Here is a 16912-nt window from a genome sequence, read left to right as displayed (position 1 = left end):
ATGTGAAAATACACTTTTTAACGCACCTGAGAAACATTACTATTACAGGCGCCTTTTCGCCCAACTGAGTAATAATCTAATCCATGCTTCTCGGCATCCTCATTAGTATAACAATTTCTCCCATCAAATAGAATAGGTTCCCTCATAAGCTGTGCATACTTTTCTAGCGGATAATTTCGAATTGATTCCCATTCTGTTACGATAAAAACTGCATGCGCCTCTCTAATCGATTCATCTATACACTCAGTGTATCGTATCGTATTTCCAAATAAACTTCTTACATTTTGAATAGCTTGCGGGTCATATAAAACCACATCCGCACCTATATTAATTAATTCTTTTATTATAATAAGAGATGGCGCTTCCCTAATATCGTCAGTATTCGGTTTGAATGCTGCACCAAGAACCGCAATTCGCTTCTTCTTCATATCTATAATTTTCTTCGCTTTTTCAACTAACAACAACTGTTGTTTATTATTCACTTCAATGACTGCTTTCAACAAGCGAAAATCATGAGAAACATTCCCTGCAATTTGCACAAGTGCTTTCGTATCTTTTGGAAAACAAGATCCTCCATATCCGATGCCTGCATTTAAAAAAGATGCACCAATTCTCTTATCCATCCCCATCCCTGTAGCTACATCTACTATATCTGCCCCCACTTGCTCACATATATTAGAAATTTCATTAATAAAACTAATCTTCGTAGCTAAAAAAGCATTAGATGCATATTTAATCATCTCAGCACTTCGAATATCTGTAATATACGTTTGTAAGCTTAATTTACTGTACAAATTCTCTACTTTCCTTGCAGCTTCTTCACTACATGCTCCAATTACGATACGATCACCCTGAAAAAAATCATAAATACCAGAACCTTCTCTTAAAAACTCTGGATTCGATACAATATATAATTCATGTCTACCTTGTAGTTTATCCTCAATCCATTCTCTCATTACATCATTTGTCCCTACAGGAACCGTACTTTTCGTAACAACAATAATATCGTTATTCACATATGTTCCAATATCATCACAAGCGCTACGAATATACGTTAAATCTGCTGTTCCATCTAATAAAGATGGCGTTCCAACTGCAATAAATATAAACTCTACATCATTAAATGCCGTTGATTTACTTGCTGTAAAAGTTAAATGATTATTCTCGTATGCTTCATTTATTAATTCACTTAATCCACATTCATAAATAGGTAACTCGCCTTGTTTAATCCGTTCAATTTTTTCACCATTTATATCGAAACATGTGACTGAATGTCCCAATCTCGCCAATCCTACTCCCGTAATCAATCCAACATATCCGGTACCTATTATCGTAATTTTCATTTTCCTTTCGCACAGGAATATACATAAGAAAATATACGAATACACAGAATTCTCCCTGTGCTTCCCCCTCTCACACTAAAAATGAGAAAACTCTTTCACTTCTTTATTATATGAATTGTTTTTTTATTATTTTTTAAGATTTTGTAAAGTTAAATGATGCAATATATACAAAATGTAAATTCCCACATTTTAACACGGAACTTACTCAATTTTACGTGCAACACTTATAATACTGAAACAAAAGTCATCGCTATATGAGAGGGAAGTACAATGTCACATTACAAGCCACAATATGAGATCAACCTTCTCTAAGGACACAACATTCCATATCCAATTGTCATATATTCTATTCACTCCCCTTTACAGCCGAAAGAAAAAAAGATTGAATTCTAATCTTTTTGTGATACCATATGTTATGAGCCTGTAAATAAACATCATAATTTTCAGATAAATACAATTAGAAAAATTACGTTAAACTATAAAGGGTGGGGTATTAATGGACTCACAAGTGATTTATGCCATTTTGGCATCTTTCATCACTGTACTCGTCGTTACTCCTTTAGTTATTAAATTAGCTTTCAAAATAGGAGCAACAGACAAGCCAAATGCGCGTAAAGTACACCAAAAAATTATGCCTCGTCTTGGCGGGTTAGCAATTTTCATCGGTGTAGCCGTAGGATTTGTTGTCGGTGGATTGTACGAACAAAGAATGTTATCGATAACTTTAGGTGCTATCATCATTGTTATCATCGGGATTTTAGATGATATGTACGAACTATCTGCGAAGGTAAAATTCGGTGGACAACTATTAGTTGCCATCATGATTGTAAAAAGTGGATTATTAGTGCAAGTATTATATATTCCAATTCTTGGAGATACTGAACTCGGATGGCTTGCTTATCCAATTACTGTATTTTGGATTGTAGGTATTACAAATGCCATCAACTTAATTGATGGATTAGATGGATTATCCGCAGGGATTTCATCTATCGTACTTGCAACGCTAGCATATATGGCCTTCACTAGCCCATGGGGTACTGGAGCAGCTATTATATTACCTCTAGCACTGATTACATTAGCAAGTACAATTGGATTTTTATTCTACAACTTCCATCCAGCAAAAATTTTCATGGGAGATACAGGAGCACTATTTTTAGGATACTGTATTTCTGTTATATCGTTACTTGGATTATACAAAAGCGTAACGTTATTCAGTTTTATCGTTCCAATCATTATTTTAGGTGTACCTATATTTGATACGACATTTGCAATTATCCGCCGTATCGTAAATAAAAAGCCTATTTCAGCACCTGATAAATCGCATTTACATCACCGTTTGCTTGCAATGGGATTCTCTCATCGTAAAACGGTACTAATTATTTACGCATTGGGTATTTTCTTTAGTGTAAATGCAATTATTTTCAGTAGTGCAACATTATGGTTATCCATTATTCTTCTTTTCATTTTAATCTTCTTTACAGAAATCATTGCTGAAGTAATCGGTCTTGTACACGAACGTTACAAACCAATTATTTCCTTCTATAAAAAAGTGAAAAAACGCGAAGACTAATTGTAGTATAGCCTTTACTATTATGAAATATTCAAATAGCATCCTCTTTTCATAAGAGGATGCTATTTTTTATTTTTTAATCCTTATTCCCCATTTCCAAAATATAGATTGTTTGAGAGTGCCTCTATTGGAGAAAGATATACGTATAACGAAAAAAGTATCAAATTTTCATTTTTACATCTTGATTGTCAAACTGAGGGTGAATGTTATGATCAAGCGATTACTTCAATGTATAATTTTATTTTTAACTATTACTATGTACGCATCATCGAATACAAAAGCAACTACAGACATTCAAGTAAAAGATTACCAAAGTACTCAAACTACCTCTCCTACAACAAAAATTGCGTACTTAACATTTGATGACGGACCAAATAAATACACACCACAAATTTTAAATATTTTAAAAGAGAAGAACGGAAAAGCAACTTTCTTCGTTATTGGCGGAAAGGTGCCACATTATAAAAAAACGATGGAGCGATTGATTAAAGATGGACATTATATCGGTCTCCATAGTATGTCGCATGATGTAAAACGTCTTTATACTGGCGATCCATCTGTTTTAATTGCAGAAATGGAGCAAACCCAAAACATCGTCCAGCAAGTTACACATTTAAATACACATCTCGTTCGGGTCCCATACGGTAGCATGCCTTACTTAAAAAAGAATTACCGTGACGCACTCGTATCTGCCCAGTATAAAATGTGGGATTGGACAATTGATACATATGACTGGAAAAGCTATGAAAATCCTTCCGCAATACTAGAAAGAGTACGAAATCAAAGCGATGAACAAGTAGAGGTTATTTTAATGCATGATTCTAGTGTCACAGTGCAAATACTCCCAAAAGTAATTGATTATTTACACTCACAAGGATATAAACTACTTCCCTACAATCCATCTTCCCATCTCGAAGTGAATTTTTGGAAAGACACAAGATTGTAACAGCTTTAGTGCCTATGTACTAAAGCTGTTTTATTTTTCTCTTCCCACACTTCTCATTTTTGTGTAGAATTTTAAATAGTGATGAAGTTTCGAGGTGAATAGAAATGAAACGAATAGATCTCATTTTTAACGCAATACAAAAAGGGAATTATACAGAAGGTATAACAGCATCAGAACTCGCTACACTTCTACAGTTAGACCGTGCAAATGTTAGTAGCGATTTAAACAAGCTTGTGAAAGATAATCGTTTATTAAAAACGAGTACACGCCCTGTCCGTTTTTATATAGAAACGAACACTTCATTGGAAACGCATTCAACAAAGGGCACTTCATTAGATACATTTGCTATTGAAAATACAAGCCTAAAAATTGCAATTGAAAAAGCAAAAGCTTCTATTCTCTATCCTCCAAACGGTATGCATACTTTACTACTTGGAGAAACAGGTGTCGGAAAATCGATGTTCGCTTCTTTAATGCACGAATACGCAATTGAAGTGGAACAACTTCCAAAAGATGCACCTTTTATCGTCTTTAACTGTGCTGATTATGCAAACAATCCACAACTACTACTTGGACAGTTATTTGGGATAAAAAAAGGAGCTTACACAGGTGCCAGTGATCAAAAAGGGTTAATTGAAAAAGCACATGAAGGAATCCTCTTCTTAGATGAAGTACATCGCCTTCCTCCAGAAGGACAAGAGATGCTCTTCACATTTATTGATCGCGGAGTATACCGCCGCCTTGGAGAAACGGAAAATGAACGTAAGGCACGAGTGTTGATTATTACTGCAACAACCGAAGAACCAAATTCATTTTTATTAAAAACATTTACAAGACGTATTCCGATGACCGTTACGCTTCCACCACTTCGTGAGCGAACACATAAAGAACGGTTTGCTTTACTGCAACTATTTTTCACAAATGAAGCAATTCGTCTAAGGAAAGAGATTCATGTTAGTCCAAATACAATGCGTGCTTTCGTCTTTTACAATTGTCCAAATAACATCGGTCAATTGAAAACGGACGTACAAATTGCCTGTGCGAAAGCTTATTCTGATTTCGTAACAAAAAAACGTGATTCTGTCTGTGTTTCAAGTACAGATTTACCTTGGTATATGAAAGAAGGATTATTTATTGAAAGAAAGAGCCGTCATCTATATCAAATACCAAATGAAACATTTGTATTTACAGGTGATGAAGGTTGGAGTAAACATACAATAAAACCCGAAGGAAGTCGCTCTTCTATTTACGATTATATTGATTATAAATATGAAGAACTTCAAGCACGCGGCATTGAAGAGGAAGAATTAGAATTACTAATAGAAAATGATATTCAAAGCTTTTTCGTCCAATACTTTAACCAAATATCTAAAAAAACAAGTCATGAAAATGTTTTTAAAATTGTGGATCGTAATATCGTTTCCGTATGTGAAAAAATTGCGGAACTAGCTGAAAAATATTTATCTAAAACTTTCGATGAAAAAGTATTTCTCGCTTTAAGTTTACATGTACAGACAACTCTACAACGTTTACAGGGCGGGAAACAAATTCACCACCCACAATTAAATCAAATTCGTACGAAATATAAAGAAGCTTTTTCCGTAGCTATGCAATGTATTCAGCTATTAGAAGAAGAATTACAAATAACAATACCTATTGATGAAGCTGGCTTTTTAACAATGTTCTTCGTTGTTGATCCAATTCCTGCCTCACAAACAGAAGTAAAAGTATTAATATTAGCACACGGTAATGGCATCGCAACAGAAATGGCAAACGTTGCAAACGAACTTCTCGGTATTGATGAAGTAACTGGTATCGATATGCCCTTGCATGAATCACCAAAAGACTTCTTAGAGCGTGTTAAAGTGTATATGAAAACACTTCAAAATGTAAACGGGCTTCTTTTACTTGTTGATATGGGATCTCTCGCTTATATTGGTGATATATTAGAAACTGAATTCAAAATCCCTGTACGTGTTCTTTCCATGACGAGTACACCACACGCACTAGAAGCAGCTCGAAAAGCTCAGCTTGGCTATTCATTAGATGCACTATACGAAACAGTTAAGAACTTAACGCCGTTCTATTTAAACGTACAGGAAGAAAAGAAAAAGCCACTATCGCCAATGAAATCCGTGATTTTAACAGCTTGTTTAACCGGCGAAGGAAGTGCTTTAGCAATTCAAAAAATGTTAGAGAACTATTTACGCTTTGATAAAGACTTAATTGAAATTATTCCGATTAGCATCGTTCATGAAAAAGATTTAACGAAAATGATCGAGAACATAAAAAAAGAGCGTAATATCATTTGTATCGTCACGAATTTCGATATGCAAATACCTTGCTTAACATATCATTTCCAAGACATTGTGAACTACACAGCTATTCAACCAATTCAAGAATTGATTACGTATGAAGAAACATATGCAAAAATGGCTGATATTCTTGAACAACAAATGCAGCGTAACGATGGAGCATTACTTATTAAAACAATTCGTTATGCATTAAATACAATTCAAGAATTGATTTCTTTACAGCTAACTCCTGACAGTTTAATGGGTGTGATTTTGCATATGAGCTGCATGGTTGACCGTCTTCAAAAAGGTGAAAGTCTCCTCCCTCATCCTGATAAAGAGAAACGAAGACAAGATGAGTACTGGATGTATATGAAAGTGAAAAAAGCATTGCAACCTATTGAAAATACATTTGAAATACAAATCCCAGATGACGAAGTATTTTATATAATGGACTTCTTCATTAAAAATCAGCCTGTAAAAAATTAAACTAGGGGATATTGTAGCACTCTATATAATTAGAAAAGGCTGTTCCAAAATGTTTTTTGGACAGCCTTTTCGCTTACTTCTTTACTTCCCTTATTCTCCCCCTTATTTCTCCCTTTTTATTAGATTTCGTATTAACATTTACATATACATTTGCTTGCATTATCTCTTGAAACAAGCTGTCAAATGCTCTCCCCTGTAAAGGCCCTTCAAAATCCTCCACTTTAGCTACACCAGTAACGACTCCTTCATTCACACTAATTCCTTGCTCTAACGGACCAAACAAACTTAAAACAACTGGACCAATTTGATTCGCTTTCCCTAAATGAATTTGGCATGACGTGATTTTTTTTATGTTTTTTAATATGACCCGATATTGCAACTTCTTTAAATCTTCACTAAAAATGAGCTCTGTCACACCGTAAGCTTCTGTATTTACAGGAGGTACTTCCCTCTTTCCTGTTAACCTAGCAAAGAAATGTGTTGTCATACGGGCATTCTCCTCATATAAATTTCCCAGCACTACTTCTACTACTTTATGGTTTAGACATAATCATTTATGACTTTTTCAAATTTTAATTACGAAGAAAAGATTCACACAATCTTTACATTAAAATCGTTTCTTTTGCTTTACTCCCTCTTGTATAATGCACTTAGAAAAACAGTCTAGGAGGAAATTTTGAAAAATAATAACTACTCTTTCCAATCATTAATAGAGATTTTTCTCGTATCATTTAAATTAGGACTTACTTCATTTGGTGGTCCCGTCGCCCATCTTGGTTATTTTCATCATGAATACGTGCAAAAAAGAAAATGGATGGATGAACGAAGTTACGGGGACTTAGTAGCGCTATGTCAATTCCTTCCTGGCCCTGCTAGCAGCCAAGTCGGGATGGGAGTTGGATTATTACGCGGCGGATTATTAGGAGCCATTATTTCATGGATTGGATTCACTCTCCCGTCTGTGCTCGTTTTAGTCTTTTTCGCTTCCTTCCTGAACCAGTTCGAACTTGGAAGTACAGGCTGGATTCATGGACTGAAACTTGTAGCGGTCGCAATTGTCGCTCATGCAATATGGGGAATGGCTCAAAAGTTAACACCGGATCGAAACCGTGTAACAATCGCGATTGTAACTGCCGCAATCGCCCTATTATGGCCAAGTAGCTGGACACAAGTCATTCTCATTATAGTATCTGGCTTTATTGGTTGGTTTTTATATCGCGGTCAGCCAATTAGCCAAGCAAATAAAATAAACGTACCTATTTCAAAAATGGTAGCCATGTCTTGTCTCATCTTATTCTTCGGGCTATTAATACTGCTACCAATGTTACGACCGTACTCTTATTTCATCTCTTTATTTGACAGCTTCTATCGCTCTGGTGCACTTGTATTCGGAGGAGGGCACGTCGTACTTCCTCTTCTTGAAAGTGAGTTTGTACAAAACGGGATGATGACAAAAGAACAATTTCTTGCTGGATACGGATTAACACAAGCAGTGCCAGGGCCACTATTTACATTCGCTTCTTATATAGGAGCAGTGCTAAATGGAACCGCCGGAGCAGTTGTTGCAACGATCGCTATCTTTCTTCCTGCCTTCCTGCTCGTTGTTGGCGTTTTACCATTTTGGGACAGTGTAAGGAGAGTATCTTACATACAAGGTGCACTACTTGGAGTAAACGCAGCCGTTGTCGGCATTTTACTTGCAGCTTTTTATGATCCAATTTGGACGAGTACAATTATGAATTCTGTAGATTTCGTTTTTGCTTCTCTTCTATTTTGCTTACTCGCTTTTTGGAAAACACCACCTTGGGTTATCGTTATAATCGGAGCCTTCGGTGGATATGTTCTATCCATTTTGTAAGCACAAAAAACGACGGCCCCATTTAGCCGTCGTTTTTTCTATTAAAACCTCACAAGCTCCATTCCCTCAGGCAACTCGCTCTCCGTTAAAATACGCAACTCTTTCACGCGATCCATTACGTAAGAAGAACGCTTCACAAGCTCTGGGTCAATATAAGCTGGATGCACCATAATTTCTACCGTTTGCTCATCCTGTACTCTTTCCTTTAACTGCACAAAATAATCTTCCGTCACACCGTCAGCGTAAAAGTCACTGTAAAATACATCTGAAAATGGGCGCACCGCTCGCTCTTCTTCACAACGACGAATTGGAACATTGTATTTACTTGCTAAGCTCTCAAGAACGTCGTGTAAAAGCGGTAATCCATGCACGTGATGATGACTATCTAAATGAGTTGGTGTTAAACCGTAAGACAAAAATTTCTCAATTTGAGCCGTCCACTCTCTTTCAACCTCTTCTGGATTTATATTGCCTTCCCATACAACACTTTGTTTATGAAACAATCCATCGCTACTCACAAGTGATGGAACGTCTTTAAGAAGCGGTTCTCCTGCCGTTAATACGAGATGCACTCCTACTCCTAACGTTTTATACTCTTTCGCTAAGCGTACGGCATGCTCTGTCCCTGGCATATTCATCATCATCGTCGTTGAATTTACAAGCCCGTTTTTATGTCCATCAATAATTCCGTAATTCGTACCTTCTGTAAGACCGAAATCATCTGCATTTACAATTAGCTTAATCATCGCAATACCTCCTACTAGAATAAAAAAAAGCGGGCTAAATAGCGCCGCTTTATTTCTCTATCTTCTTAAAAAATTGTGGAAGATGTTCTTTATGAGCTTCTAACATTTCATCTAAAATTTGTTTTGCAACTTTATCTGATGGTACAAGTGGATTAATTGTCATAGCAAGCAGCGCCTTATGATAATCCCCTGTAACAGCAGCTTCAATTGTTGTGCGCTCAAATGATTTAATTTGCTGTACTAAACCGCGAACTGGTACTGGAAGATCTCCGACCGCAATTGGTTTTGGACCTTCTTTCGTAATAATACAGTTCACTTCAACAGCCGAATCATGTGGCAAGCTTGCAATTGTTCCGTTGTTTCGTGTATTAACAGGCTGGATATCACCTTTATTATTGTAAATAGACGTAATTAAGCTACATGCTGCGTCACTATAATAAGCTCCGCCGCGCTTTTCTAATTGTGGTGGCTTAATATCTAAATTCGGGTCTTTATATAGCTCGAATAAATCATTTTCTAATTGTTTTACTACTTCTGCACGTGTACCTTTTTCAATCGAAGCTGCTTTCTCTTCTTCCAACATTTCACGTGTTTTATAGTAGTAACGATGATATGGACACGGAATTGCACGAAGACCGCGAATAAAGTCTGGCTCCCAGTTAAGCGCAGCAATGTTTTCCATCGTAATTTGCTTTTCTGGATCTGTTACAAGCTCTAACACACGATCCATTACGCTTACGCCATCCAAGTATACATCTAATCCGTATACCATATGATTTAAACCAGCGAAATCAACGTGGACACGGCTTGCATCTACTTCAAGTAATCTTGCAAGACCCATACGAATTCCGATTGGAACGTTACATAGACCAACTACTCGTTGAATGTTCGTGTAGCGAAGTACAGCTTCTGTTACCATACCAGCCGGATTCGCAAAGTTAATTAACCATGCATTCGGACAAAGTTCCTCCATGTCCTTACAAATATCTAAAATAACAGGAATCGTTCTCAGCGCTTTGAACAAACCACCAGGACCATTCGTTTCCTGACCAATTACATCATATTTTAATGGAATTGCTTCATCTTTTGCACGTGCTTCTAACAAACCAACGCGAAGCTGCGTTGTTACGAAGTCAGCATCTTTTAATGCCTCACGGCGATCAAGTGTTAAATGAATATCAATTGGTAAACCTGATTTTTTCACCATACGTTTCGCTAAGTCACCAACGATTTCTAACTTCTCTTTTCCTGCCTCAATATCTACTAACCAAATTTCACGAACAGGAAGCTCGTCATAACGTTTAATAAATCCTTCAATTAACTCTGGTGTATAACTAGAGCCACCGCCGATTGTAGCAATTTTAATTCCAGTCATGCTTTATTCCCCTTTCGCTTCTAGCTTTTTATAAAGGTCAATAAATTCTGCCGCTAATTCTTTTACCGTAATAGAATTCATTAAATGATCTTGCGCATGAATTAAAAGAACACTAATCTCTGTTTTTTCCCCTCTTGCTTCTGATTGTATGAGCTCTGTTTGGAAATGATGCGCTTCATTAATCGCTTCTTTCGCCTTTACCATCGCTTCATCAGCTTCTGCCATTTTCCCCTGTTTGGCGAATTGCAGTGCCTCCATTGCAAAGCTTCGTGCATTACCACTATTTAAAATCAATTGGAATGGAATTTGTTCTGCTGTAGTCATCATAATTACCGCCCTCTCTATTATGGTTCAACCGATTTAAATACCCCTTCAGTTTGAACATGTCTATTAAATTATTATTTTATTAATGATAGTTTGGTGTTCTTGTAGATGGGTTTCATCTTTTTGAACATGATATAAAGGTAATTGTTCTCACAGACAATGCTGTCTGTGAGAACAATTACTATGTCACATAGGTACAGAGTTGTTATTTCCTTGTGCTGCTGCTTTTTCAGTACGAACAACTGAACGGTCAGATAACACAACGAATGGATAATAGATTACCATTGCAATTACAAAGTTGAATAACTGTAGAATCGCACCAGAAATATGTCCACCTGTTACAAGATAACCACTAATAATTGGTGGTGTTGCCCATGGAATCATCACAACTGTTTTTGGTACCCAACCAATAGATATAGCTGTATAAGAAGTAATTACTAATACAATTGGTGTTATGATAAACGGTAAGAATAAAATTGGATTTAAAATAATTGGTGTACCAAAGATTACTGGTTCGTTAATGTTGAATGCACCTGGACCAATTGATAGACGAGATACACCACGTAGTTGTGCACTTTTTGCTACAAGTAATACAACTACCAAGAATGCTAATGTTGCACCAGAACCACCAAGATATACAAAAGTATCAAAGAATGGTTTTGTAATAATGTTTGGAACATCAAATGCAGATGTACCACCTTGGAATAACTTCATATTTTTCTCTAATGCCGGTAAGTATAATGGCTCAATAATACCACCAACGATATTTGGCCCATGTAAACCGAAGAACCAAAGAAGATGAACAAGGAGTACAATGACAATTGCACTTGGTAATGTCCCTGCTAAACTTTGCAGTGGTGATTGAATCGTATTAAAGATAAATTCATGAACACTTGTACCAGCTAATTTCACTGCTAATTGAATACCTGCAACTACTGTTAAGATAACAAATGCTGGAACTATAGCTGCGAAAGATCTTAAAACTGCTGGTGGTACTCCATCAGGCATTTTAAAAGTAATGTTTCTTTGTACAAAGAAACGGAATACCTCAGTAACAAGGAGTGCCACGATAATTGCTACAAATAGCCCTTGTGCCCCTGTCCAAGCTAAGTTCAATCCGCCTTCTTTCGGTGTTGTTGGCGTAAGAATAATTAACGCACCAAATGAAATAATACCTGCTGACAAACCATCAACGCCGTAAGATTTTGCTAAGTTATAACTTGTTGTAAATGCTATGATTAGTGCTAGAATTGCGAAAGAACCAGTCCACATTCCACCGCCAACTTGTTTCCACGTTTCACCAAACAAACCTTTCATGAGCTCTTGGAAAGCTTCAGACGGAAAACCATTAATTAGTGATGCCAATGCACCAACTAAAATAAGTGGCATAACTGCAATAAATCCATCACGGATCGCAGCTAAGTGACGTTGCGATCCGATTTTACCAGCGACAGGAACAATATACTTCTCCATAAATGCAATAAACTTTTGCATTTCGCTTCCCCCCCAATTATTTTTTTAGTGTTAATGCGTGATCTAAAACTGCTTCTCCATTCATCATGCCGTAGTGCATTGGGTTAATAACATCGACTCCAACGTTTTTCTCATCGGCAAGCGTTTTCATTGTAGAAAGCATGTAACGAACTTGCGGTCCTAATAATAGTACGTCTGCTTGATCGATATTGTTTTTTACTGCATCCCCAGATACAGCCCAAATCTTACCTTCTAGACCACGAGCTTTTGCAGCCGCTTCCATTTTTGTAACTAGTAAACTTGTAGACATCCCTGCTGAACAACATAATAAAATATTCATTTATAAATCCCCCTTGTGTGGTATAAAAAATTTATGTTTTTTATTTTTCTTTACGCTATTTATTAATGCAATTACCGTGCCAACTTTTCAAAACGCCTAAAATCAGCGTTTTTTCGAGTGATTTCTTTGTGTGTTACCGCTTTCAATCAGTGTGTCCCAAAAAAAACACACAGTGTGTTATAAAACACCTCACTTTTAACACATAACTGTATGAAAATAGATTAGTGTTTAGTTGTCTAGTTGTGTTTAAAGCAAAAAAACACTAAAAAAATTTTTTAGCGTGAAAATCTATTAAAAAAATAAACTCCTCTCGAACACACTCTTCTATTTGTTGTCCAAGCAAACTCTACTAAATTACATAGAATAAAATAACACAATTCGAAAGGGGATCCCTATGCCAAAACATAGAAAACAGAAAAAAGTGAAGATTTATAGAATAGCATGCTATAAAAAAGACAAGCCCTCTGAATTAGACTCTGACAAGTTTGAACTAGACGAGCAAGAAACAGAAAATAAACAGAATCATACTGGTAAACAAGACAAACACAATAAGCAAACACAATTAGAACCTATAATCGAAACAAACTCACACAACTTAGATATATGGGATGAAATTTCTCTAAAGGAAATACAAGCTGGTGAACATACGAATTTATTTGAAGAAAAGAGTAATTATCAAAATATTAATTTAGTCCAAGTAAACGATGTTCGCTTATACTTGGACAAGCAACTACAATTCAGCTCCGTTGATGAGCAAATTTATCATGAAGCGCTTGTACATCCGATTATGTCAAAGGTAATAGACCCAAAACGCGTTCTCATCTTAGGCGGTGGCGATGGTCTTGCTTTAAGAGAGGTTTTAAAATATGAAACAGTTCTACATGTAGACCTCGTCGACTTAGACGAAGAAATGATTACGATGGCTCGCAATGTTCCAGCATTAGTTTCTTTAAATCAACAAGCATTTTTTGATGATCGTGCAAATGTACATGTATGTGACGCAAAAGAATTTTTGAAATCTCCGTCCTCTTTATATGATGTAATTATTATTGATTTTCCTGATCCATCGACAGAAGTGCTAAGCACTTTATATACAAGTGAGCTTTTTGCCCTTATAGCTACATTCCTAACAGAAGATGGAGCATTCGTCTGCCAATCTAATTCACCTGCTGATGCACCTCTAGTATATTGGAGCATCGGTAACACAATTGAACATGCTGGATTAACTGTGAAAAGTTATCATACAATCGTTCCTTCTTTCGGAACTGACTGGGGATTTCATATTGCTGCTAATTCTGCCTATGTACTCGATCAAATTGAGCAATTATATGTAGTACCAACTCCTCGAACATTACCTTCTCTTCTTTCTCCTTTGTTTCAATTTAAAGAAGAATATTTAGAACAACGTAATCTCGCTCTTTTAAACTCAGAATCGAATCTTATCCTACATCAATGTTACAAAAAGGAAATGGAGTTTTGACAATATTATAGCAAGGAGTGCTACCCTATGGAATATTCTACTTTTGGTAAGCATATAATAGTAGATTTATGGGGAGTGGACTTTTCCCTATTAGATGATGTTCACTTTTTAGAATATCATTTAGTTAACGCTGCAGATTGCTCTGGTGCCCATATTTTAAACGTAAGTACAAAAGAATTCGATCCGCATGGCGTTACTGTTTTAGTTTTACTATCCGAAAGCCACCTTTCAATTCACACTTATCCAGAAAAAAACTTTGCAGCCATCGACTGTTATACGTGCGGTACGACCGTTGAACCGCAAATAGCGATTGATTATATCGTAAGTATATTAAGACCAAATGAGATGCATATAAAAAAATTAATTCGTGGTATAGGAGAGATTGTTACTGCCGATTAATTATCACTCTTACTCATCCGTAAAAAGGAGGATTGTAAATACCATCAGTGGAACAAACACTCCACTGATGGTACGGACACATACATAAAAAACCTTGCCTAAGCAAGGTTCATTCATCCACCGACATCTTCCTATATAATTCTACAAACTCACTCGCCAATTCCTTCACCGTAATTGCGTTCATTAAATGATCTTGTGCATGCACCATCAAAAGGGTAACTTCGTTTTTTTCCCCGGCAGCCTCTTTCTGTATGAGCTCTGTTTGTAAGCGATGCGCCTCTTGCAATTCATTTAAAGCTTCTTGTAGTTTCGCTTCTGCTTCCTGAAATTCACCGCGCTTTGCGCAATCAATTGCTTCCATTGAGCAGCTTCTCGCATTACCACCATGCAAAATTAAGTGAAAAGCTTTCGTCTCTATCGTATCCATTTTAGTTCTTTACTCCCCCTTTTCTTCCGCTACTTTTTGTTTATCCCATATTTTTAAGAACGGTAAGTAAATAAAGAATGCAAGTGCAAAGTTAACAAGTTGTAAAACAACTCCTGAAATTTTCCCGCCTGATCCTAAATATCCACTAAAAAGAATAGGTGTCGTCCAAGGTACAGCCGCTCCGCTCGGACGTGCGACCCATCCCCATTCCATTGCAAAGTAAGAAACAACCGTTAACACAACTGGTACAAGTATAAATGGAATAAGTAAAAGCGGGTTCATTACTATCGGCATACCGAAAGTCACCATTTCATTAATATTAAAAATACCTGGTGCAATCGATAATCGCCCTAAACTTTTTAATTGCTGACTTCGCGCAAATAGTAACATTCCTACAACTAAAGCGAGTGTTGCACCAGAACCGCCCATATAAATCCATAAATCAAAGAACTGTGCAGTAATCGTATTCGGTACATCTTGCCCTGCTTGGAAAGCAACTCGGTTTTGATCCATTAACGACAACCAAACGGGGCTCATTACACCACCAACAATAGTAGCACCATGAATTCCACACGACCAAAGAACATGAACGAGAATAACTGCTATTATTGCGCCCCAAAGACTAGCACCAAGTACACTAAGTGGTTCCTGTAAAATTCGCCCCACAATATTATGGATACTGCCAAAAGAAGTATTTTCTATAATTAAGCGCAAAATCCAAATAACCGTTACAACAATAAAACCTGGAACAAGTGCCGCAAATGAACGTGTCACAGCTGGTGGAACTGTCTCCGGCATCTTTATAATCATCTTTTTTTGTACAATAAACCGATAAAGTTCAGTAGATATAATTGCAATAATCATCGCTACAAATAAACCTTGGCTTCCCATTAGCGCCGCTGGGATTGCTCCATCTACAATCACACTTTCCTTCGTGCCTGGTATAATATATGCAACTTGAAATGGAGTTGCAAGTAAAAACGTCACAAGCGACAATGCTCCGGATGCTAAAGCGTCCACTTTATAATATTCTCCAAGTCTGTAAGCGATTCCAAAAACAGCTATTAAAGCCATTATATTAAAAGTTGCACTAACTGGATACCCTAAAGCCCTCTGCCAATTCTCACCAAATAAACCTGCCATAAAATCATTATATCCTGGTATTGGTAATGCACTAATAATAAGGAAAAATGATCCAATAATCAAGAAAGGCATCGTTAAAACAATTCCATCACGAATCGCTTGCAAATGTCTCTGTTCTGCAACCTTCCCTGCCACTGGCATCACATATTTCTCTAAAAACCCTATCATCTATCCCACACTCCTCATGGTTTCATTAACAAAGCTGCTTGCAAGATAGCTTCTCCATTACAAAGCCCGTAATGGACAGATTGAATGACATCAACAGGTATTCCCTTGTCCTTACATAATTCTTTCATTTTCGGTAATAAATAACGTACTTGCGGTCCAAGTAAAAGTACATCTGCAGTATCAATATGATTTCGCACTTCTGAACCTGATACTGCCCAAATCTTTACCTGTATCCCTCTTGCCTCTGCTGCTTTCTCCATTTTTGTAACAATCAAACTGGAAGACATTCCCGCTGCACAGCAAAGTAAAATATTCATCTCGCTCCCCTCCCCCTTTTTCCAAACCTAAGTTATGGTGTAGCCCTTGCCACCACTAGGTTACAAATATATATGTCTAGATTTCTAACTGTATGCCGAGCTTAAAAACAAAAATTTCTCGGTTTTCACGCTATTCCATCTATCCGTATTTTCCTAGTAAAGAAGTCTCTAACTCGCTATAATGATTCAGTATGATTTTTTATAATCGATAGGAGGATAT

Annotated in this window: 16 protein-coding genes; 6 read left to right on the top strand and 10 right to left on the bottom strand. The window is 36.7% G+C overall.

The window, feature by feature from the left end; all coding sequences use genetic code 11:
* Positions 1–17: 17 nt before the first annotated feature.
* Positions 18–1388: a UDP-glucose dehydrogenase family protein gene (locus JFU20_RS16580; protein WP_201038762.1), complete on the bottom strand. Its 1371-nt coding sequence runs from the start codon at positions 1386–1388 to the stop codon at positions 18–20.
* Between the two features lie 451 nt (positions 1389–1839).
* On the opposite strand from JFU20_RS16580, the gene JFU20_RS16575 reads away from it, so the two are divergent.
* The 3 genes from JFU20_RS16575 to JFU20_RS16565 all read left to right on the top strand — a co-directional run bounded on the left by JFU20_RS16575 (position 1840) and on the right by JFU20_RS16565 (position 6642).
* Positions 1840–2913, top strand: coding sequence for a glycosyltransferase family 4 protein (locus JFU20_RS16575; RefSeq protein WP_000378307.1), 1074 nt, complete (start codon positions 1840–1842; stop codon positions 2911–2913).
* Positions 2914–3121: 208 nt separating this feature from the next.
* Complete coding sequence (locus tag JFU20_RS16570; RefSeq protein WP_201038761.1) at positions 3122–3859, top strand: polysaccharide deacetylase family protein; 738 nt, start codon at positions 3122–3124, stop codon at positions 3857–3859.
* 104 nt (positions 3860–3963) lie between these two features.
* Positions 3964–6642, top strand: coding sequence for a sigma-54-dependent transcriptional regulator (locus tag JFU20_RS16565; protein ID WP_002034748.1), 2679 nt, complete (start codon positions 3964–3966; stop codon positions 6640–6642).
* A 73-nt stretch (positions 6643–6715) separates the two neighbouring features.
* On the opposite strand, the gene exsM is transcribed toward JFU20_RS16565, so the two are convergent.
* On the bottom strand, positions 6716–7129 hold the full coding sequence (exsM, locus tag JFU20_RS16560; RefSeq protein WP_002016152.1) for an exosporium regulatory protein ExsM: 414 nt from the start codon (positions 7127–7129) through the stop codon (positions 6716–6718).
* Between the two features lie 189 nt (positions 7130–7318).
* Here exsM and JFU20_RS16555 point away from each other — a divergent pair, with 189 nt between their 5' ends.
* Positions 7319–8500 carry a chromate transporter gene (locus tag JFU20_RS16555; RefSeq protein ID WP_201038760.1) on the top strand — a complete coding sequence of 394 codons (1182 nt, stop codon included), beginning with the start codon at positions 7319–7321 and terminating at the stop codon, positions 8498–8500.
* Positions 8501–8541: 41 nt separating this feature from the next.
* On the opposite strand, the gene chbG is transcribed toward JFU20_RS16555, so the two are convergent.
* The 5 genes from chbG to JFU20_RS16530 all read right to left on the bottom strand — a co-directional run bounded on the left by chbG (position 8542) and on the right by JFU20_RS16530 (position 12758).
* Complete coding sequence (gene chbG, locus JFU20_RS16550) at positions 8542–9246, bottom strand: chitin disaccharide deacetylase (protein ID WP_201038759.1); 705 nt, start codon at positions 9244–9246, stop codon at positions 8542–8544.
* Between the two features lie 49 nt (positions 9247–9295).
* The gene (gene celF / locus JFU20_RS16545; RefSeq protein WP_002016156.1) at positions 9296–10621 is read right to left on the bottom strand and encodes a 6-phospho-beta-glucosidase; all 1326 of its coding nucleotides are present in this window, start codon (positions 10619–10621) and stop codon (positions 9296–9298) included.
* A 3-nt stretch (positions 10622–10624) separates the two neighbouring features.
* Positions 10625–10948, bottom strand: a complete 324-nt coding sequence (locus JFU20_RS16540; RefSeq protein ID WP_000989054.1) for a PTS lactose/cellobiose transporter subunit IIA — start codon at positions 10946–10948, stop codon at positions 10625–10627.
* A 183-nt stretch (positions 10949–11131) separates the two neighbouring features.
* Positions 11132–12439 (bottom strand): PTS cellobiose transporter subunit IIC, encoded by a 1308-nt coding sequence (celB, locus tag JFU20_RS16535; protein ID WP_201038758.1) that lies wholly within the window; start codon positions 12437–12439, stop codon positions 11132–11134.
* A gap of 16 nt (positions 12440–12455) precedes the next feature.
* Positions 12456–12758 carry a PTS sugar transporter subunit IIB gene (locus JFU20_RS16530; protein WP_001023565.1) on the bottom strand — a complete coding sequence of 101 codons (303 nt, stop codon included), beginning with the start codon at positions 12756–12758 and terminating at the stop codon, positions 12456–12458.
* 394 nt (positions 12759–13152) lie between these two features.
* On the opposite strand from JFU20_RS16530, the gene JFU20_RS16525 reads away from it, so the two are divergent.
* Positions 13153–14238: a polyamine aminopropyltransferase gene (locus tag JFU20_RS16525; RefSeq protein ID WP_201038757.1), complete on the top strand. Its 1086-nt coding sequence runs from the start codon at positions 13153–13155 to the stop codon at positions 14236–14238.
* 27 nt (positions 14239–14265) lie between these two features.
* Positions 14266–14637 carry an adenosylmethionine decarboxylase gene (speD, locus tag JFU20_RS16520; RefSeq protein WP_002143768.1) on the top strand — a complete coding sequence of 124 codons (372 nt, stop codon included), beginning with the start codon at positions 14266–14268 and terminating at the stop codon, positions 14635–14637.
* Between the two features lie 109 nt (positions 14638–14746).
* On the opposite strand, the gene JFU20_RS16515 is transcribed toward speD, so the two are convergent.
* From JFU20_RS16515 to JFU20_RS16505, 3 genes are read right to left on the bottom strand one after another with little or no spacing between them, the layout of a single operon-like run.
* Positions 14747–15064 (bottom strand): PTS sugar transporter subunit IIA, encoded by a 318-nt coding sequence (locus tag JFU20_RS16515; RefSeq protein ID WP_044439402.1) that lies wholly within the window; start codon positions 15062–15064, stop codon positions 14747–14749.
* A gap of 9 nt (positions 15065–15073) precedes the next feature.
* Positions 15074–16375 carry a PTS cellobiose transporter subunit IIC gene (gene celB, locus JFU20_RS16510; protein WP_201038756.1) on the bottom strand — a complete coding sequence of 434 codons (1302 nt, stop codon included), beginning with the start codon at positions 16373–16375 and terminating at the stop codon, positions 15074–15076.
* A gap of 14 nt (positions 16376–16389) precedes the next feature.
* Complete coding sequence (locus tag JFU20_RS16505; protein WP_002016166.1) at positions 16390–16692, bottom strand: PTS sugar transporter subunit IIB; 303 nt, start codon at positions 16690–16692, stop codon at positions 16390–16392.
* Between the last annotated feature and the right edge of the window lie 220 nt (positions 16693–16912).

The sequence above is a fragment of the Bacillus sp. TH30 genome (assembly GCF_016650875.1).
Lineage (GTDB): Bacteria > Bacillota > Bacilli > Bacillales > Bacillaceae_G > Bacillus_A > Bacillus_A mycoides.
The sequence above is the reverse complement of the archived record's forward strand: the minus strand, read 5'-3'. Positions and strand labels throughout refer to the sequence as shown.